We start from the raw sequence: 18,262 nt of genomic DNA on the forward strand, positions 1-18,262 counted from the left end.
GCGCACTCGATTGCATTCTGCGCCGAACGGCAGGCGGATGACCGTCAGCTCGCGGTCGGCGACGCGGCGCGCGACGCATGACGTCGCGCACCGCGTCCGGGTCACGAATCATCTTCACCTGATGCGTGACGACGCCGGTGGAATGATCAGGGTCGCTGGGCTTGATGCTGGGCGGGCGCCGGCCGGGCCGCCTGGCCGCCGGGGGCGGGACTGTGCGGCGGCTTGCCGGTGTGGTCAGGTCCGTACGCGAAGCCGACTACCGCGCCGATCAGGGCGAACGCGGCGGCGGCGAGCAGGACGTAGTTGAGCCCGCCGGCCGTGCCGGCGGAAGCAGCGTAGGTCACCCCGGCACGGAGGGCAGGCGGGAACTCGGAGGCGACCCGGGTGCCGGCGCCGGAGGCAACGGCAGCGGCGAGCCGATGGACGACGTCGGGCGGGACGGGCGAGTCCGTCAGGGCGTGCTGGGTGGCGGCGGTGACGCGGGAGGCGTAGAGCGCGCCGAGCACGGCTACGCCGGTGGCTGTGCCGACTTGGCGCAGCGTGTTCGTCAGGCCGGCGGCCATCCCGGCGCGGGCCGGCTCCACCGCCGAAAGCGCCGCCGACGCCAGGCCGGTGGAGGTGATACCCAGCCCGAACCCGGCCAGGATCAGGCCCGGCAACAACACCAGCCAGGTCGAGGTCGCGGTCAAGTGGGCCATCGAGCCCAGCCCCACCGCGGCCGAGGCCATCGCCACGCCCAGCAGCACCCGCATCGGCACTTTCCCGATCAGCCGGCCGGTCACCAGGGCGACCGTGAACGACGCCAGGAACATCGGCAGGAACCGCAGACCACCCTGGACCGGCGAGTAGCCGAGGGTGTTCTGCATGTACAACGACAGGTACCCGATCATCCCGATGGCTGTCGCCGAGATCGCAAACGCCACGAACCCGGTCGCGGCGAAGCTGCGCCGCCGGAACAGCCGCAAATCCGCCATCGGCGCGGCCGCGACCCGCAACTCGTAGAACACGAACCCGGCAAACGCCACCGCCGCGATCACGAACACGGCCACGATCGCCGGGCTCCCCCAGCCCATCGTGTTGCCCCGGATCAGGGCGAACATCAGCGCGGTCAGCGCCACCGTGACCAGCGCCGTGCCCACCCAGTCGGCCCGGCCGCCGGCCGGGTTGCGGGATTCGCGCAGCCGGGCCATGCCGCCGGCGAACGCCGCCACCCCGATGGGCAGGTTGACGAAGAAGATGAACCGCCAGCCCAGGGTGTCGGTCAGTACCCCGCCGACCAGCGGCCCGACGGCGCTGGCGCCGCCGAGCGTCGCGCCGAAGGCGCCCAGCGCCCGGGCCAGGGCGGCGCCGGAGAACTCCGCGCGCAGCAGTGGCGTGGCGGTGGCGAACAGCACCGCCCCGCCGACCCCCTGCAAGGCGCGGAACAGCTCGAGCGCCAGCGCGGTCGTGGCCAGCGCACAGGCCAGCGATCCGATGGTGAAGACGACCATTCCGAACAGGAACAGCCGGCGCCGGCCCAGCCGGTCACCCAGGGTCGCGGCCGGCTGCAGCAGCACGGCCAGCACCAGGGCGTAGGCGGCGCTCACCCATTGCAGGTCCGGCAGGCTCGCATGCAGGTCGCGCTGGATCGATGGCAGCGCCACGCCCACCACGGTGATGTCCAGCAGCAGCATGAACGCCGCCGTACACACCAGTCCAAGAGTCCACCGCTGCCGCGACGCCGTCGCCGGGAGTTCAGCCATCTGTCTCACCCCAAACGCGGCTACGGTCAGCCGCACCGCTCGCGCCGCCGGACCCTTCGTCCGTACGGATTCCGTGGTACGCACGCTCGTCCACGACCAAAGCCTGGCGCACCGCAGACAGTGGAAGCGCCAGTGCTGACTACTGGTATTAGGAACGCCCGGAACCCGGGGCCTGGGCCCTCGTGGATGGCGTCGGCTCGAGTAACGCCTGGCGCAGCAGCAGCCGGTTCAGGCCGAACATGATGCCGAGGAACCACTGCTTCAGGCCTGGGGAGTCCGGCAAGGGCTCGCGAGAGGCCAACGCGCAGACCCAACGGGCGCTGTCCGAATACTGATTCGCCGTCCCGGAGACTCACCGTTCAACCCGGCAGTACCTGGCGGCTGGAGCAAGGGTCACGGTCTGGCCGGTGGGTCCGGGCCTAGCGAGCGACGCACGAAACGGCGACGGTTCAGCCGGCCAACGTGGCGAGGTCGACAATCTTCGATGCCGACGGCGCTTTCAGATCGGCGAAGTCCGACCCAAAATCGGTGAAAGTCAGGATACCGCCAAGCTGGATACCGCCGTCCATCCGCAACGGATAGGGCGGGCCCTCGACGGCGACGAACAGCGTGCCAGGATCCGAACTCGTGTCTTTGATCGCGACGGCCTGCTTACCATCGATCATCTGGATATCGCCTTTGGTGTAGGCGCTGTCAGCGTCGATGAGTCTGTTGGCGTCAGCGTAGTTGAACATGTTGTCGAAATCTTTGTTCGTCGGCGGAACCAGCACCCAACGACCCTTGACGACTGCCATAACCTTCTTCGCCTGGCTGGCGTTGCCGATGCTCGCCTTCCAGAACGCCTCGTACGGACGCATGTACGCCTTCTTGCCGACTCGAAGTAGTTCGACGGTCGACCCATCGATCGTCAGCGCGCCCAGGACGTCCGCGCCTCGTACCTTGAAGTCGAGCGCGAAAGACGTGCCGACCGAGTGCTCGTCAACCGAGTGGACGACGCCCTCGAAGCGAAACGACTTCGCCTCGGCCAACGCGGACTTCGCCTTCTTGACGATCGCTGCTGGTTCCAGGTCGGCGACGCCGTTGCCGGCCAGCGTGGACGGCGTCGACGTGGACGGGGCGGCCGACGCTGCGGCCACAGCCGCCCTGCTTGAATCGCTTGCTCGCCCGCTCGTGCACCCGCCCAGCAGTAACGCGCCAACGGCCATCCCGGCCGTGGCAGACCGCATCCTTGTGATCCTCATGAAGTTCGCTCCCCCGTTTCCGACACCACGGTCCCGACCCGGCCTCAGTGATCGGCAGCACACGACATCCGCTGCCCAGATCAGCCTTGACGCCGCCCGCGCCAAGCTTCGATGCCGCCCCCTGGCCGGCGGACTTGGTCAGCCAGCGAATGCGGCAGGATCTGATCGGACCTCGACGTGCTATTCACCCACGCCGGAGCCGATGATCACGAAGGTGGCACCGGTCCGCTCGCTACGTGCCTCGCCCGCCGACGGCAGGCGCATCATGGTGAGCGTGACCTCGCGGGGCCACCACCGGGTCGGCTCCCGCCAGGCGCATTCAATGATCGTGGCCTCGAGGTTGTCGGCGCAGTCGCCGACCTGCTCCCACTGGTCGAGCTGTGTGGCGACGACCTTTCGCGACTGCAGCCAAGGCGAGCCGGGCGGCATCGCGTAGCTGCGCACAGTTGCCCTCCCACGATCGTTGCCCAGCCTGAGCGCAACGAGGGCGGTGCGGTCGGCGACATCCCTCTCGTACTCCGCGCCGTCGAAGGAAGGCGCGGCCGCCCCTGCGGGCGGGGCGATCGCATGCGCGATGCCGGAGGCTTTCCATCGCAGCAAGCCAGTCGCCGCCAAGGCGATCACGACAACTAGCACCAGCCCTGCAACAGCGGTGCCCAAACGCCGTCTACTGATCCGCACAGCCGGAGTCTAAGCAGCACACGCCATGCCCCGAAGGTCCTGCCCCGCCCAGCACGCCCCACCCGCCGCCGCTCTCCCCGCCGCCATCACCCTGCCGATCAAGCGGCCCGGACACCTCGCGCACGCCAGCGCGCGGACAGCGGCCATGAGAGGGCACCTGACCTTGGTACCGCGTGCCATTAGGGTGCGGAGCGTGGAGGACGTGTGGACCGTTTCCAGGAGCGGCAGCGGAACGGTACAGGTGACGTTGCGAATTGGTCCCCCGCGTCCGCTGGTGGCCGTCCTCACGGAGGCGGAACTGGTGAGCGTCGCGAACGTGATGCCCGCGGTGGCCGAGGCCGTTCGGCGCGGCGAGTTCAGCAGGATCCAGCTCGCCACGATGTTCCGGACGGCAATGGGACGGGACCCGTTCAGGCAAGCGGCTACCGCGGAGCGCCGGCACGGTCATACCGCTTGGTGGGCTGATGTCGCCTACATCGTCGTCGGTCTGGGCTTTGCCCCTGGGCACAGCAATCTGTGGCTGCGGCTGGCAGGTTGGGCGCTCGCTGCCACCGCTCTGGGTGATCTTGTCAGACGCGTCTGGCGCAGGCTCCGCTGAGCTGACGCCCGAGGCGAAACCGGCCGGCTCCGCTGCGTCCCTTCCGGCATCCGAAGGTCACCCGCTGTGAAGAGGGCTCTGTCCGCCGCTAGATGATCGCACCGGGTCTTGTCCTCGCGGCACCCGATTCGCGGCGAATCCGGATGCCAGCTCAACGACCGATCAAGCAGGTGCGAAGTTCCATTGCGATGGCAGAGCGCTCTCGCACAAGGCGCAGGTGAAATCGCCGTCGCGGATGATGTTGCGCTCGCCGCATGTCGGACAGCGGCGGAAGACCAGCTTGGCGCTGAAGTCGCCGGGGTGAGGCAGGCCGAGGTCGTCGAGTGCTGTGCCGACCGCTGTCCAACAGTCGGGATCGGGGCAGTAGCCGGTCGATTGGTTGGTCACGTGAAGTACGCGGCGATCACCACCGTCGTACGAGAACGTCATCTCGCCCGCGGCTAGCACGTCTTGGCCGTCGGCCAGGGCGACGTGTTCGCTGCGGCGCGGCGCGAGCCTGAGGCGGCCGTCGAGGGCAACGACGAAGGTGAACGGTTCGTCCAACTCGGCCTGCGTGCGCCTACCAAGCCAGCGGTCCAGAGTCTCGCGAGAAACGACGATGACCGCTCCTGTCGCCGGATGTTCGTCGCGAAGCTCTGCCGGACCGACGTAGCGATACCGTCGCAGCCGGTTCATCGCACGACCGTAGCGGGGACACGCGCAGTCCGTCGACTGACCCGGTCGTCAGAGCGGACCCGCCGCTCGATCGGCGGGCTGCCCTCCCGGTACACGTGAATCCCGTAGACGCCCAGGCCCCGCTCATTATTCGCACGGATGAAGTCGTCGAGGAGATCGTCGCCCATCGACGAATTCTATAGAGGCCGACCGGGACGGCGCCGACGGCTCAACTGGCGTGCCGCCACAGCGCCCAGGATCGGCCGAACGACATCCGCGCAACGACATGATGGTGCTCCTCCCGCCGGCAGCAGCATCGGCACGGTCGACACTGAGGAGCGATCCAACGGCTGCCGCGCCCACATGGCGGCAGACCCGGACGGTCTTCCATCGAGCTAGGCCGGCATCATGATTTCGTCAACGCGCTGAACAGCGTCATGAACACGGCGACTATGGTTTACAGCGGCTGCGTATTCACCGCGTCCTTCGCGCTTTCGGGGAGTGAGAGACCATGGCCAAGCAAACCATCACGGTGCTTACGGACGATCTCGACGGCGGTGACGCCGACCGCACCATCGAGTTCGGGCTCGACGGCGTGAACTACACCATCGACCTGTCCGAGAAAAACGCCGGCAAGCTCCGCAAGGCACTCGACCCCTACCTGACAGTCGCCTCCAAGGTCGGCCGCAGCAGCGCGAACGGGCGTATCGCCTCCCGCACCACAGCGGCATCGAGCCGGTCGAACCGCGATCAGAACCAGGCCATCCGGGAATGGGCCACTAAGAACGGCTACGAGGTGTCGGAACGAGGACGCATCCCGGCTTCGATCGTCGAGGCCTTCCACGCCAAGCGCTGACCGGTAGGGCAATGAGCTGCGCCCGGCCGCGGCGGGCGCACCACTCCAGCACCAGGCAGCGAAGAGCTGCACCGCCGCTGGCGCGCGCTTTGTCCGCGGCAGATCAATGCACTGGATCTTGGCGTGCCGCTGTATTGTTCCCGGCGCAGTGCACTAGCCGCTCGTTATGCCGGCGAAATCCAGTAGACGGCACATGTCATGGAAGCCCTCCGTGCAGGCACCAACGACCGCGCCATGCCGGCCGGACGTTTCCGCGTAGAGCAACAGGAAGTACGGATCGACGGCGCCCGGGGCATCGATGTTGGCCTCGACGACCTCGCCGCTAACCGGATCTTCGAACCGGCAATGCTCCCCGTGCGGTTGCAGGTTCCAGGTCGCGTCGCGGCAACGGACCGTCTCCGGGCAGTCCCCGTCGATGTCACTCCCGGGTGCCACGCCAGCCCGCATTTGATCGACGAGTTCGCCAGCCACTTGCCGGAATTCGGCGACAAGATGTTCCAGAGCCGGGCGTACGGTCGCAGCCTCCGAGTCGGTGAGGAGTTGCAGCACGGTCAGGGCTGATCTCCGACCCGCCCTGCTCGGCGACGCGATGACAATCACATCGGGCTGCAGTGCAACGCTTAAGGCCCGTGCGGCGGCCGTAGCAGCCGGCATCGTGACGCTCTCGTCCAGCGGGATCATCAGTCGGCGACCACGAGCGACCCGCAGACGAATGTCGACGGGGTCCGGCACCCGGTCGGGGACCACTCCAGCTTTTGCCTCTATGCGGCGAGGCTAGCCGACGGAGACGGTCGACCACCATCCCGACGTCTACGCTGCCGCGCAGCAGAGACGGACCCCGCGAGAGCTGTGTCGGTGACACGCACGGCGGCGCGGCCTGCCACCGTACGTCACAGCGACGCACCGGGCGACCCCACGGACAGCGGCAGATCCGGACGTCGGATCTGGCCCTTCGCAGTTGAACGTCATGGACAGCTACGCGTGGGCGTCGCATTCTCGAGAGTATTGGTCGGCTGAGGCGGATTCTCGATAGGATCGTCCGGCCTGTCGGGATAGTAGTGAGACATCGAGGAATTCCGTTCAGTGTCTGCGATTGCGGCCTCCGACTCCGCCTCCGTGAGCTGCCGGTCACCGCCTCGGATAGCCTCGTCCCACGAAACGGATGGGCCGCCGAAGCGAAGCTCGGGCGGGTGTTGCCGCTGCGCGCTTTGCTCGCCGCCGCAGCGGCCGGAACTGTCGGCTTCGGCTGGACCCACGGCCATCACCGCAAAGAGAATGACGACGATGCCGGCCGCAGCATGCCGCAATTTCACCAGGCCGTCCTTCCATCCGTAGCCGACCGCAGCCGGACGATCCCGGTCAAGCCGCCGTCCTTCCTCATCGAAGACGGGTCGCTGGTCAGGCTAGGTACGTTCCGTTGCGACCACGGTTGCGGTTCGGTAGCAGCGCGGCAGAAATCTGCGAGCGACGCCATCGCGCCCTCTCGTCGGCGTAAGCACGTAGGCCGAGCATCGACGGCACGCAGCGTGACGACTCGCCCCGCGCTCGTACGCACCATCGGCGGCAGATGTGCGCACCGCGCTGGAGCATGGAGGTACGTCAATCTGCCGGTGGCCGGCCGGTCGGGATCCGGCTGCGCCGCGTCTCGTATTCGTGCGCGGTGAGGATGCCCAGCCCGCCGTAGCAGCCCCGGTCGTCGCAGCTGAAGCCGACCGCGAAACGGGCGACCGCGTGCTCGAGTCCGACTCAGGTGACCAGGACATGCTGTGGTACTGGCTCGCAGATCACACCGGGGTGTCCATGCCATAGGCGATCGCACAGAGGTGCGGGATCTCTGATGCCGATCGTCGTGACGTCAGGGCCGCCCTCCGTGGGACCGAGGTATTCCACGAACAGACCAGCGGACAACCGGGGAAGGTCCAGGACGTCTTGTTCCGCCATCACCAGAGGCTACGTCACTCGATCTTGCCGACAGACGGCTACTGCGAGGTCCGAGCTGATCTACGCGCAGGCCAGACCCAATACGGCCGCGTCGAGTCCATACGCGTCCTATGCTGCACCGGCAGGCCCGCCCAACGCGCGCGATGCCGGGTAAGCGCGCGTCACTGAACCCAAGGATGGCGGCACCGTTCGAGCCGGGCCGGGCTCCCGACCAGCAGCCCTTCATGGCCCGCGCACCTCGTGCCGTCACCACGACCCGACAAATGCGCAGGGGCCAGCTGCATCCCGCACAGTTTGACCGTTACCCACCCACCGTAGATATCCGGCAGGCTCGCAGAGGCGCGGATCGCGGCGGAAGAACGCACCTCGGGGATCGGACAACGTGTGCGACATTCTGGCGTGGAAGCGATTCCGCCCGCGAAGTGCTGTACACGGGCATAGCCAGCCATGCTGCGCGCTCACTACGGTTAATATGACCCAGAGTGATCATCAGGCGAGGAGGACCCCATGCGGTGCAGCGGTACCTATGAGTACCTAGACAGCCTCGGCCCCGAAGAGCAGGCGCGGCTCGATGCTGTGCACCGCTACCAGCTGGTGGATGAGCCGGTTGAGGACACGTACGAACGGATCGCGTTCGTCGCCGCCGCCCTTTTCGACACTCCGATCGCGACGGTGTCGCTGGTCGAGCGGCATCGCGTCTGGCTGGTCGCCGCCTATGGCCTGCCCGGCGTCCGTGAGGTCGGCCCGGAACCCGGCCTGTGCGGGTCAGCAATCGCCCAGGACGGCGTCTATGTGGTCAACAACGCGGCCACCGACCCGCGCACGCACGAGCACCCGTTGGTCCGCGGCGAGCTTCGCCTGCGTTTCTACGCGGGAGCGCCGATCCGGGCCTACGACGGCTACCGGCTCGGCACGGTTAACGTGATCGACAGCCGGCCGCGCGAGGCGACGAAACAACAGTTGACCGCACTGGAGCGCCTGGCCGCGACAGTGTCCGACGAGCTCGAACTACGCCTGATGGTGATCCGCAGCGCCATGGCCGAGCAGCGCATGCGAGAAACGGTCAACTGAGTAAGGGCCCATGTGATCGGTAACGCCGATCGTATGCCTACCTCTGGCAAGATTGCCGGTTTCATCACCGCGGAACGCATCAACGCCTGATAAAGAAACGGCCCGTCGGCTCTCGCATCGTTCCTGCGGGTGCGTCTGCGCACCGGGCCGACGCGCGCTCTGACCGCAGTTCGAAGCGTCGGCCAGCCCTGCGACTCAGTCACTCGGCGTGACGGCTCACTGCCCGCCTACGGGCACGATCGGCGGCATGACAATGCGTCGCCGAAGTCGGAGCTGAATGGCGACCCCTTCGCCATCGACCTGACCGAGCGTCAGGGCGCTCACGGGCGAAATCTTGCCAGGGCCCATTTCTGGAAAGGGCCGCCGCATGCAACGCCGCGGCGAGCGAGTCGCGGATAAGGCGTCGCCGGGCTCGTCCGATCGCGAATCGATGTCTCGTGTATGTGGTTGCTGCCCACGTGCCAGCTGGTTGAGTATCAGCCGATCGCGGCGATCAGCGGTTACTACGCCCGAGGCGGAGAGGTGCACCGGTTGACCGGCGGGCGAGGTCGGCTGGAGTTCCTGGGCACCCAGGATGTGCTGCGCCGGCTGTTGCCGCCCGCCCCGGCGCGGGTGCTCGACGTCGGTGGCGGCGCCGGGGTGCATGCCCGCTGGCTCGCCGCCGGCGGCTATCAGGCGCGGCTGGTCGACCCGATGCCGTTGCACGTCCGGCACGCCGCTGAGATCGCCGGGGTGGACGCGGTGCTCGGCGACGCCCGCCGGCTCGACGAGCCGGACGGCCACCTACCAGGCGACCCTGCTGCTCGGGCCGCTGTATCACCTGCCCGAGCGCGGGGATCGAGTGAGGGCCCTGCGGGAGGCCGCGCGGGTGACCGCGCCCGGCGGCATCGTCGTCGCGGCGACGATCAGCCGGTACGCCGGGTTGTACGACACTCTGGTCCGGGGCCGTTATCTCGAACCGGAGGTACCCCGGATCACCGATGCCTAGGTCGTGACCGGGGTGCACAAGCCCTTCGAGCAGGACCTGTTCACGCATGCGTACTTCCATCATCCCGACGAGATCGTGGCCGAGTTCGCCGAGCCTGGCCTGACCCCGGCGACGAGGTACGCGCTGGAGGGGTGGCGCCTGGCTCTTCGCCGACCGCGACGGCTGGCTGGACGGCGACGAGCGCACCGTCGGGCTGCTCGAGGCGCTGCGCTCCGTCGAGCGGGAACCAAGCCTGTTCGGCATCAGCTCGCACCTGCTGACCACAGCCGCCGTGAAGTAAACGAAGCGTAGACACCGCGCCTTCTCGGCGGCATGATCGGGCGTCGAGGTGATAGCTGCGCATGGCCGCTAGCCTCGTCCGATGACCACCGACCTGCCCACCTTCGAGTTCGCCTTCCCCGGACCGTTGCGCGACAAGCTGGTCGCGGCGGTGCTGGACGGGACCAAATCCACCACCACCGGCCTGCTCCAGGACTATGAGATCGACGGCGAACCGCTTCCGGTCGTGGGAACCCGAGCGGCGGTGGTCGACTCCGCCGGTCGTCGGGTCGCGGTCATCGAGCTGATCGAGGTGCGTGTCAGTCGACTTGGCGACGTCGATCTCGACCATGCCCGCGACGAAGGCGAGGGCCACGATTCGGTAGCCGCCTGGCGAGCCGGGCACGAGGACTACTGGCACGGCGCGGACTACCGAGGCTGGATGGGCGACCCAGACTTCACCGTGGACGACGACACGCCGGCCGTACTGGAGCGGTTCCGCCTGGTTGCCGTCCTCTAACCCTTCGCGACCGACGGGGACCCCGCGCACCTCCCGCAGGACCCGGACCTAACCCCACTGACCTGCGACGTTTGGCCATGAGCTTCATCTCGGTATGACCGCGTGTCCGCCGCGGCCCGGTGTACGCAGCGTGACGGCCGGCAGGTCCCCGAACGCGCTCGGCGGCAGATCAGTACGCAGCCTCTTCGCATCAACTTGAATCGACCACGAACACTGATTCCCGGGCACGCCGCATCGTTTAGTTACCGGTCTTGAGGCTAGGTAAGGATAGCGGTGTTGGGTTGTCGGTGGCCGGCGCCGCGGCGGTCATGGTGTGAACCGGTTGTACAGATGGCTCGACCGGCGAATCCGGAGCGGGTACGCCGTGGGTCGCGGATAGGCCGTGGCGGGATCGGTACGCCACAACGCCGGCGGTGAGGAGGGCGAGTGCGGGTACGCCCTGCCAGCCGATCTGCAGGACCGCCAACGCGCCGGCGGCGTTGAAGGAGGCGTGGAGGAGCCCGGCGGCGAGGGTGCTTCCGCGGGTGTCGATGAGCAGGGTGCCGATCAGGTATCGCATGAACGGGGCGGCGGCGAGTAGGACGGCCCAGGTCGCGGCCGCGTCGGTCCAGGTGGTGCCCTGCCAGCCTTGCGTCTCGAACGCCAGCGGCAGGTGGATGAGGAAGAACGGCACCGCGGTGAGCAGGGAGCCGGTCAGCAGCCCGCGGCGTGTCATCAGGCGCTGTTGGACGAAGCCGGCCCAGACGGTCTCTTCCCAGACGTTGGCGGTGAGGGCGCCGAACACCAGGTAGATCAGATAAGTCAGTGCGACGCTGAGCCAGCCGTCCGCCGGTGCTTGCAGGGTGCCGGTCGCGGCCGCGACGCCGAGGGTCAGCAGCGGCATGGCGAGCAGCAGCAGCGTGTACCGTCCGGCGCCGAGGCGCCAGTTCACCAGGCCGGCGAAGAGGTTCCGGACGCCGGGGCGGCCGTTGATCCAGTAGGTGATGGTGGTGGCGCCGCCGAGCAGGACGAGGAGTTCGCCGATCTTGGCCGGCATCACCGGCCAGCCCGCGAGCAACGAGATCGCTTGAGTGATCCAGGTGAACGCGATGGTGCCCACGAGCAGGGTCGCCACGGGGTAGCGGGCGGGCCGCGGCAGACCGCTGCGCGGCAAGGCCACAGTGGAGGTTGACAACGTGATCTCCTGAGGGTCGGACGTGCCTGATCGGTATGGCTTGTGTCGGGTTGGCGAGCAGTCAGCCTGGTGGGAACTGTTCGGCAACGTCATCGCGTCGTACGGTCGATTGACACGGTGAGGGTGCCGGCGTCGTCGTGGCCGAGCTCGACGAGAGTTGCCTCCCCTGAGGCTCCGCGGTAACGGCCGGTCCCGCCGACGATGGCCAACTGCTTGGTCGGCGCGTTGCTGACCAGGCCCTGGTAGCTGATCTGGCCGTCTGCCAACGAGATGGTTCCCAGGCATTCGATCTGGAAGCCGTCCGGCAAGGCTGCCGTGATGACGCAGGTGCCGCCCTCGACACCCACGTGGCGTCCGGTGAGGTCCATCAGATCGTCCTGGAACACGAGTTGGTCGCCGATTCCCGGGCCGGGTTCGCCCAGATCGACAAAGTTCTCGGGGAACGGACGGAAGTGGACGGCGAAGGTGAGCACGTCTCTGTGTGCCGTCGCCGAGTCGACGCCCGCCTTTGCGGCGGTCGGAGGGCTGGCGATTGCGGCGGCGCCGATGGCGAGCGAGGCGGCTGCGGCGACGAGGCTGGAAAGCAGGATGCGATTCATGACTGCAGCGTGCTCGCGGGTGTTGGCACCGGCTTGGAACCCCCTCCAAGCCCGGCCCGCGTCGGACTACTGCTGGTGGGTCCAGCGGCGACGGGTCTGCCGCGCTCGTCGTGCGAACGCTTCGGCTCCTTGTGCCATGGCGACGGATTCTGCTTGATGCAACGCCTCGTGGGCTTGCGCGCGATGGACACCGCCGAGATCGTGCAGCCGCAGCGCCACGGTGCGCCGCACTTCAGCCTCAGGCCATCGGACGCCGGTCGTGTCCATCTCTATCAGGGCTTCCTCGAGTGCCTGACGTGCGCTGTCCAGCTGGCCGGCGAAATGTCTGGCGTCCGCCAGCACCAACAGTCTGAACGGGTGCTCCATTCGGGTCGGGCTGTCCCGCACGGCGCTCCAGCCGTCTTCCACCTGAGCAAGTCCGCCGGTGACGTGCCCTTCGTGAATCGCTGCCCATCCGGCCATGATGCTGCCGTGCGTGACGTGTTCGGGTGCCACACCGAACTGTTTGTGCAGCTGCGCTTGTTCGGCCAGGCACCGGCCGACGGCTGCGAAGTCGCCTTCGAGCAGCGCCAGCGACAACTCCAGCTGGAGGCAGAGCACAGCGCCGTACGGCGATTCCAGGCGCGCCAAGGCGGTAGCGGAGCGAGCCGATGCCCACGCCTCGGCAGGCTTGTCCATCAGCCAGAGGGCCATCGCGCGGAAGCTGCTCGCCACCGCTGTGACCGGAAACCCCAGAGGTGAGCGCACCAAGCGTGGCGCCGTGGTGGCCGCACTACCAGGGGCCGGAGTGAGCGCCGCATCCAGGTGGCGGAGGGCCCTACCAGGATTCCCCGAATAGCAGGTGCTCGCACCGATGGCGAAGTTCCCCACCATACGGAACGTCGGCTCCGAGCCGTTTTCCCCGAGCGCCAGGATCGCTTCGCCCAACCTGGTGGCCGTCGCCACGTCGCCGCGGCTCAACGACACACCCCAGGCGCCTTCGATACTCTCCAGCACATCAGCATCGGGTTCCAGCCCGACCGCGAGTTCTTGAGCGCGTCGAAACGGCTCAGCAGTCTCCGGATCGGCAAGCCCGCGGGTAGCCCGCATCAACTGGCCCAGCCGAAACTGGATCTTGATCTCCTGACGGTCCCGGTCGGGCCCGGCCGGTGCCGAGTCGAGCACCGACGATGCCTGGCGGAGCATCCTTTCGCCGTCCTCCCAGCCGAATCGGGACCGGCTCACATCGGCGGCTTGCAGAAGGCAGCGCACTGTCTCCTCGACCGGTAGCACACCGCGACCACACCAGGCGTGGTGGGCGCGCATCGAGACCGTCGCCGCATCTGTGCGACCCCGCGCTGACATCGTCTGGGCGGCACGGGCATGCAGCCGGATCCGGCGGCTGCGGCTTATCCCTTGGTACACGGCATCATGAGTGAGGGCGTGCACGAAGTGGAACGCGTCCTCGTCCTTTCCGTGTTCGCTCACGAGGTTGGTGAGCAGGGCGACTTCGATCGCGTCGAGGACTTCCTCCGCGCCCAGCCCGGAAACAGACTGCAACATGGTGAGATCGAACTCGCGCCCCAGGACGGCGGCGATGGCCAGCACCGCCTTCGTCTGATCCGGAAGACGTGCCAGCCGCCGCCGGACGACGCCGAGCACGCCCGGTGGAATGCTGCGCGCCGCGTCATCAGTGTTGAGCCGCTTCTCGCTCACCAGCAGCGACACCAGCTCGGTCACGAAGAACGCGTTGCCCCCGGTACGCTCCCAAATCGTCCGCACCAACGGCCCGGCCACGTCATCGCCGGTGGACTGCTCCACGAGCTCACCGACCTGGGGAAGGGTGAGACCCGCCAGCGTCCGCAGTGACACGCCACGCTGGATCGCCAGGGCACCCAGCGCGTCGGCCAACGGATGACCCTCTGCGAGGTCTGACGCACGATACGTGACCACCATCAGGATCCGAGCTACCTGGATCCGGGCGGCGAGGTGCTGAAGAAGTTGGACGCTGGCTACATCGGCCCAATGAAAGTCTTCCAGCACGACGATCAGCGCGCCGGGACCGCGTGCGGCATCCTGAAGCACCGAAAAGATGGTTTCGAACAGGCCAAAACGCGCCGGCAAGGATTCGCTGATCTCGGTGGTACCCGTGGCGACGGGCCGCAGGCTGAGCAGCGGGCTCAGTAACCGCAGCCGCGGATCGGTTCCGCCTGCCACGTCCTGGCCGTCGAGGTCGGCATGAAGTTCGTCCAGGACCGCCGTCCACGGCCAAAGCGGCGGCGCACCCGCAGACTCGTGGCAGCGACCCCACCGCACGGTCGCCTCGGCGGACCCGGCGCCGGCCGCGAACTCGGTCACGAGTCGTGTCTTACCGATACCCGGCTCCCCTTGAATGAAGACCACACCACCGGTACCGCGGGCCGCCCGCTCGAAGGCGTCGTCGAGCTGCCGCAGTTCCTCGCCACGCCCGACGATCGTCGCTGCGTCGGCTTGTCGTGGTGTTCGTGTAATCCTGGGCGCGACGAGCGCCACATTGGACCCGGGTGAGCTGCCCTCAGCGGACGTCGGCGCAACGTCGAGACTTTCCGCCTGGGACAAGATGTCAGCCTCCAGCCGGCGCAGCTCTGGACCTGGATCCACCCCCAGTTCGGTGACGAGTACACGCCGCGCGCGTTGGAAGGCCTGCAGGGCGTCGGCTTGCCGGCCGCTGCGGTACTGAGCGGTCATGAGCATCGCCCAGAGCCGTTCCCGCAGCGGGTGTTCAACGAGCATGGACTCCAACTCCGCGACGACAACCGCATGCCCGCCCAGAGCCAGGTCAGCGGCGACCTTGTCCTCGCGGACCCCTCGGTAGAGCTCCTGCCAACGCGTCACCTCGGCCTCGGCGAAGGCCTCGCTCGCGAACTCGGCAAGCGGGACCCCCGCCCACAATCGGTGTGCCTCGAGCAGGACGGTGGCCGCCTGCCCCACACGGCCTTCCTGCAGGAGTTGGTGACCCGTGAGGGCCAGGCTCTCGAAGCTGAAGGCGTCGATGCTGCTCGGGTCCGCGTTCAGCAGGTAGCCGGGAGGTCGCGTGACGAGAACACCTGGCCGGCTTCCCGGTGCTCGATCCGGCTCAAGCACTCGACGCAGATTGGCCACGTATGCGCGCAACGAACTGATCGCCTGCGGTGGCGCCGCATCGCCCCAGAGTTGGTCGATCAGCCGATCGAGTGAGACCACCTGGTTGGCCTGCAGGAGCAGCATCGCCAGGACCGCGCGTTGTTTGGGGGGACCGACCTCGACGAGGCCCCGTTCCGAGCGCACCTCCAAGCGGCCGAGGATCCGGTATTTCACCACTGCCGCTCCCCTCCGTAACGAGCGGGGTAACCGTACTGCCGGCGGCACGCCCTGCGCATCGTCCACCACCCGGTTGGCACCGTCGGTGGCGCGGGAATCGGACCATACCGGGCGGTCGGAAGCGGTCATGGGCTCACAGGTCGAGTGTCCACCGTCCGTCCGCAGAGCGCCCGTACCCGGCGTCGCGGAGTAGGCCTATGACCTCTGCTGACAAAGATCTCGGATGAGCGCAAAACCGGGTTATACCGGCGGCGCGCAGGAAGTCGGCAACATCAGAAAGGATTCGGGCGCCCAACGACCGCCGCGAAGCACCCGGCCGTACGGCCAGAGCGCACAGAACGGCGGTGACACCATCTACGTCCGCGTGCAACAGCAGGACAGCAGCAGGGTCCTCCACCGTCGCCGCCGTGGGATCGGACAACACGAACATCTGCACCGGCGCCGGCCAGGTCGGCAGCACGGCGGCGGGGCCGTTGCTGAGCGCCATCGGTCGGATCCAGCCCAGCGCACTCTCGTCCACGACCGGAACATGCCGCACGAGCAGCGATTCGTCGGAGTCATCCATGGGCCCACCGTGCACCACCACAGTTGGACCTGGCTTGGCGCCGCCTCCAATCGGGCCACAACGGCTCGCCGGCACACTGCCCACGTTCACATCCACCACAAGAGCACACGTTCGGCTCGCCAAGCTTCATCACTCACACCCCGCACACCAAGCCCGCGCCGACAGCCGGTGCACCGAGGAGCACGCCATGACCACTACCTCAGGAGCTCTGACAACCGAACCGCACCCTATGGCCTTTGCGGGGGCGGCCCAGGCCCTCGTTCTCGTCCTGGCGCTGCGGACGCTGCGAGTGCCTGGCCCGACGATCACCAACGCCCCGGAGGCCGCCTTGTCGCCTCGACCCTGGCGTCAGTGGTTCGCCGGGGCCCTTCGCCGGACCACCTCCGCCCCCATCCGCCAAGGAACAGAAGGAGCCTGACATGACGTCCAACGACACGGCTTTGCGGACAGTGCAGATCGCCCAATGGAGCCGCAGCAAGGTCCTCGCGGTGTGGGCGGCGGCGGCCCTTCCCATGGGCATACTGGCCTGGGTCGTCGCACCCCTTCTGGCTCACGCCTTCTCGGGGCCCGCGGCGCTGGAGCGAGCAGTCACGCTGAGCCTTACCGCCGGGTTGATCTGGCAGTTCGTCCTGGTCGTGGCGCTCGTCCGGCGCGAGCAGGGCACACTGAGCTGGCCCGTCGTCCGGGACGCGCTCTGGCTCCGGGCGCCGGTGCACCCGGGGACCGGCCGTCGAGGCGGCCTGCTCTGGCTGGTCCTTGTGCCGTGCATCCTGCTGTTCGGCGCCGAGGAGTTCCTGCCGTCGACGATGCCGGCGGCCGGCTACGACCTGCCGACGTTCCTGCAGTCGGACGCCGGCTCGGCCCTCCTGGCTGACAGCTGGGCCTGGTTCGCCGTCATCGTCGCCTTGACGATCTTCAACACCGTGCTCGGCGAGGAACTGCTGTTCCGTGGCCTGCTCCTGCCGCGGATGCGGGAGGCCTTCGGCCGCGGGGACTGGGTGGCCAACGGCGTGCTGTTCGCGGTGTACCACCTGCACATGCCGTGGGCGATCCCCGCCGCCCTGGTCGACACGGTCGCGATCGCCTTGCCGTCCCGCCGGTACCGCAGCGCGCTGATCGGCATCATCGTGCACAGCGCCCAGAGCGTCGTGGTGCTCGCGGGCGCCCTCAGCCTCGTCCTGGGGTGAGCCGGCGCCTGCATCGGGATCAGGACCACGCACTGGGCTGCCGCCTGGGCCCGGATGCCGACGCGGGCGCGTCGAGACGATCCAGGCATGCCTGGATCGATCTCTGCGAGGGTCCGCGACAGCGTGGGTAGGGACTCGTCCGCGATCATCGGAACGACGGTTTCAAATGCCCCTGCGAGGAACAGGCTGCGCGGCAGGAGAGCATCCGGCGCGGCTGCTGCTCGCGCAACGCACATCCGAGACTGGCTGGACCAGCGGCCGGAGTCGAGGTTGTGGGTCGTCAGCGTGTGCGCGGGCCAGGGCAACGACCTCGTCGGTGTCCTGGCGTGTCGCTCGGACGCCGCGCGGGTGCGGGCCGAACTGATCGAGAAGGAACCGCGCAGCGCCGCAGCCGCACGGGAGCGCTGTGGGTGCCGAAAACTCGACCGCGCCTTTGGCTCGCACCACGCGTCCGATCCTGATCGATAGCCGCGATCTATCTGAGCACGTTCAGAAACGAGCCTTAGAACTTGAACACGTTCATCCGCGGACCGTTCCCGTCGGGGAGACTCCGAGCAACGCCCAGGTCAGGAACTCGGATGAGTTTTCGGCAGCCACAGCGCTGCCGAAGCAATGCGGCATTGGCTGAACCGCTCCGGAACAGAATCACGAGGACCGAATACTTCATTGATGGACGGCAGCAGCCGTTCGACGGGAGCGTCGTACGCGCGTGCGGAATTTGTCAAGATCGGTGAGACCAGTGGGTGTTAAGCAGCGAGGGTCATGGCCTCGGGCTGGTCGGTGGCGGGTTCGGGTTTGTTGATCCAGGCGGTGTCGGCCAGTCGCAGGCTCTTCGGTTGGGGTCGGCGGGTGAACCGTTCGGGATTCTG

The 18,262-nt window shown here is 67.8% G+C and carries 18 protein-coding genes; 6 read left to right on the forward strand and 12 right to left on the reverse strand.

All coding sequences use genetic code 11. From position 1 onward, the window contains the following. Positions 1-146 precede the first annotated feature (146 nt). The 3 genes from ACIA5D_RS49945 to ACIA5D_RS49955 all read right to left on the reverse strand — a co-directional run bounded on the left by ACIA5D_RS49945 (position 147) and on the right by ACIA5D_RS49955 (position 3,664). Positions 147-1,742: an MFS transporter gene (locus tag ACIA5D_RS49945; RefSeq protein ID WP_396037792.1), complete on the reverse strand. Its 1,596-nt coding sequence runs from the start codon at positions 1,740-1,742 to the stop codon at positions 147-149. Positions 1,743-2,191: 449 nt separating this feature from the next. Beyond that, entirely contained in the window at positions 2,192-2,878 is a 687-nt protein-coding gene (locus tag ACIA5D_RS49950; protein ID WP_396037793.1) for a hypothetical protein, read from the reverse strand. A gap of 285 nt (positions 2,879-3,163) precedes the next feature. Beyond that, a complete protein-coding gene (locus tag ACIA5D_RS49955; protein WP_396037794.1) occupies positions 3,164-3,664 on the reverse strand; it encodes a hypothetical protein in 501 nt (166 codons plus the stop codon). 193 nt (positions 3,665-3,857) lie between these two features. On the opposite strand from ACIA5D_RS49955, the gene ACIA5D_RS49960 reads away from it, so the two are divergent. Beyond that, positions 3,858-4,262 carry a hypothetical protein gene (locus ACIA5D_RS49960; RefSeq protein WP_396037795.1) on the forward strand — a complete coding sequence of 135 codons (405 nt, stop codon included), beginning with the start codon at positions 3,858-3,860 and terminating at the stop codon, positions 4,260-4,262. 162 nt (positions 4,263-4,424) lie between these two features. Here the strand turns inward: ACIA5D_RS49960 and ACIA5D_RS49965 are convergent, their stop codons facing one another. After that, entirely contained in the window at positions 4,425-4,937 is a 513-nt protein-coding gene (locus ACIA5D_RS49965; RefSeq protein ID WP_396037796.1) for a hypothetical protein, read from the reverse strand. Next, on the reverse strand, positions 4,934-5,104 hold the full coding sequence (locus tag ACIA5D_RS49970) for a hypothetical protein (RefSeq protein ID WP_396037797.1): 171 nt from the start codon (positions 5,102-5,104) through the stop codon (positions 4,934-4,936). The genes ACIA5D_RS49965 and ACIA5D_RS49970 overlap by 4 nt, the downstream gene beginning before the upstream one ends. A 323-nt stretch (positions 5,105-5,427) precedes the next feature. Between ACIA5D_RS49970 and ACIA5D_RS49975 the strand changes: the two genes are divergently transcribed. Next, on the forward strand, positions 5,428-5,772 hold the full coding sequence (locus ACIA5D_RS49975; RefSeq protein WP_396037798.1) for an Lsr2 family protein: 345 nt from the start codon (positions 5,428-5,430) through the stop codon (positions 5,770-5,772). 153 nt (positions 5,773-5,925) lie between these two features. Here ACIA5D_RS49975 and ACIA5D_RS49980 read toward each other — a convergent pair whose 3' ends face one another. Both ACIA5D_RS49980 and ACIA5D_RS49985 read right to left on the reverse strand, forming a co-directional pair. Continuing rightward, positions 5,926-6,453, reverse strand: a complete 528-nt coding sequence (locus tag ACIA5D_RS49980) for a hypothetical protein (RefSeq protein ID WP_396037799.1) — start codon at positions 6,451-6,453, stop codon at positions 5,926-5,928. A gap of 284 nt (positions 6,454-6,737) precedes the next feature. Then, positions 6,738-7,085 carry a hypothetical protein gene (locus ACIA5D_RS49985; RefSeq protein WP_396037800.1) on the reverse strand — a complete coding sequence of 116 codons (348 nt, stop codon included), beginning with the start codon at positions 7,083-7,085 and terminating at the stop codon, positions 6,738-6,740. Between the two features lie 1,135 nt (positions 7,086-8,220). On the opposite strand from ACIA5D_RS49985, the gene ACIA5D_RS49990 reads away from it, so the two are divergent. Next, positions 8,221-8,784: a GAF domain-containing protein gene (locus ACIA5D_RS49990; RefSeq protein WP_396037801.1), complete on the forward strand. Its 564-nt coding sequence runs from the start codon at positions 8,221-8,223 to the stop codon at positions 8,782-8,784. Between the two features lie 216 nt (positions 8,785-9,000). Here the strand turns inward: ACIA5D_RS49990 and ACIA5D_RS49995 are convergent, their stop codons facing one another. Further along, positions 9,001-9,567: a hypothetical protein gene (locus ACIA5D_RS49995; RefSeq protein ID WP_396037802.1), complete on the reverse strand. Its 567-nt coding sequence runs from the start codon at positions 9,565-9,567 to the stop codon at positions 9,001-9,003. Positions 9,568-9,625: 58 nt separating this feature from the next. On the opposite strand from ACIA5D_RS49995, the gene ACIA5D_RS50000 reads away from it, so the two are divergent. Together ACIA5D_RS50000 and ACIA5D_RS50005 are read left to right on the forward strand one after the other, a co-directional pair. Further along, the gene (locus ACIA5D_RS50000; protein ID WP_396037803.1) at positions 9,626-9,772 is read left to right on the forward strand and encodes a hypothetical protein; all 147 of its coding nucleotides are present in this window, start codon (positions 9,626-9,628) and stop codon (positions 9,770-9,772) included. A gap of 361 nt (positions 9,773-10,133) precedes the next feature. Then, positions 10,134-10,550: an ASCH domain-containing protein gene (locus ACIA5D_RS50005; protein WP_396037804.1), complete on the forward strand. Its 417-nt coding sequence runs from the start codon at positions 10,134-10,136 to the stop codon at positions 10,548-10,550. A 238-nt stretch (positions 10,551-10,788) separates the two neighbouring features. On the opposite strand, the gene ACIA5D_RS50010 is transcribed toward ACIA5D_RS50005, so the two are convergent. The 4 genes from ACIA5D_RS50010 to ACIA5D_RS50025 all read right to left on the reverse strand — a co-directional run bounded on the left by ACIA5D_RS50010 (position 10,789) and on the right by ACIA5D_RS50025 (position 16,206). Next, positions 10,789-11,724, reverse strand: coding sequence for a type II CAAX prenyl endopeptidase Rce1 family protein (locus tag ACIA5D_RS50010; RefSeq protein WP_396037805.1), 936 nt, complete (start codon positions 11,722-11,724; stop codon positions 10,789-10,791). 89 nt (positions 11,725-11,813) lie between these two features. After that, positions 11,814-12,323, reverse strand: coding sequence for a hypothetical protein (locus ACIA5D_RS50015; protein WP_396037806.1), 510 nt, complete (start codon positions 12,321-12,323; stop codon positions 11,814-11,816). Positions 12,324-12,389: 66 nt separating this feature from the next. Then, positions 12,390-15,770 (reverse strand): BTAD domain-containing putative transcriptional regulator, encoded by a 3,381-nt coding sequence (locus ACIA5D_RS50020; RefSeq protein ID WP_396037807.1) that lies wholly within the window; start codon positions 15,768-15,770, stop codon positions 12,390-12,392. Positions 15,771-15,774: 4 nt separating this feature from the next. After that, the gene (locus ACIA5D_RS50025; protein ID WP_396037808.1) at positions 15,775-16,206 is read right to left on the reverse strand and encodes a hypothetical protein; all 432 of its coding nucleotides are present in this window, start codon (positions 16,204-16,206) and stop codon (positions 15,775-15,777) included. Positions 16,207-16,625: 419 nt separating this feature from the next. Between ACIA5D_RS50025 and ACIA5D_RS50030 the strand changes: the two genes are divergently transcribed. Then, entirely contained in the window at positions 16,626-17,393 is a 768-nt protein-coding gene (locus ACIA5D_RS50030) for a lysostaphin resistance A-like protein (protein WP_396037809.1), read from the forward strand. Positions 17,394-18,262 lie beyond the last annotated feature (869 nt).

This window comes from Actinoplanes sp. NPDC051513, from assembly GCF_044454685.1.
Lineage (GTDB): Bacteria > Actinomycetota > Actinomycetes > Mycobacteriales > Micromonosporaceae > Actinoplanes.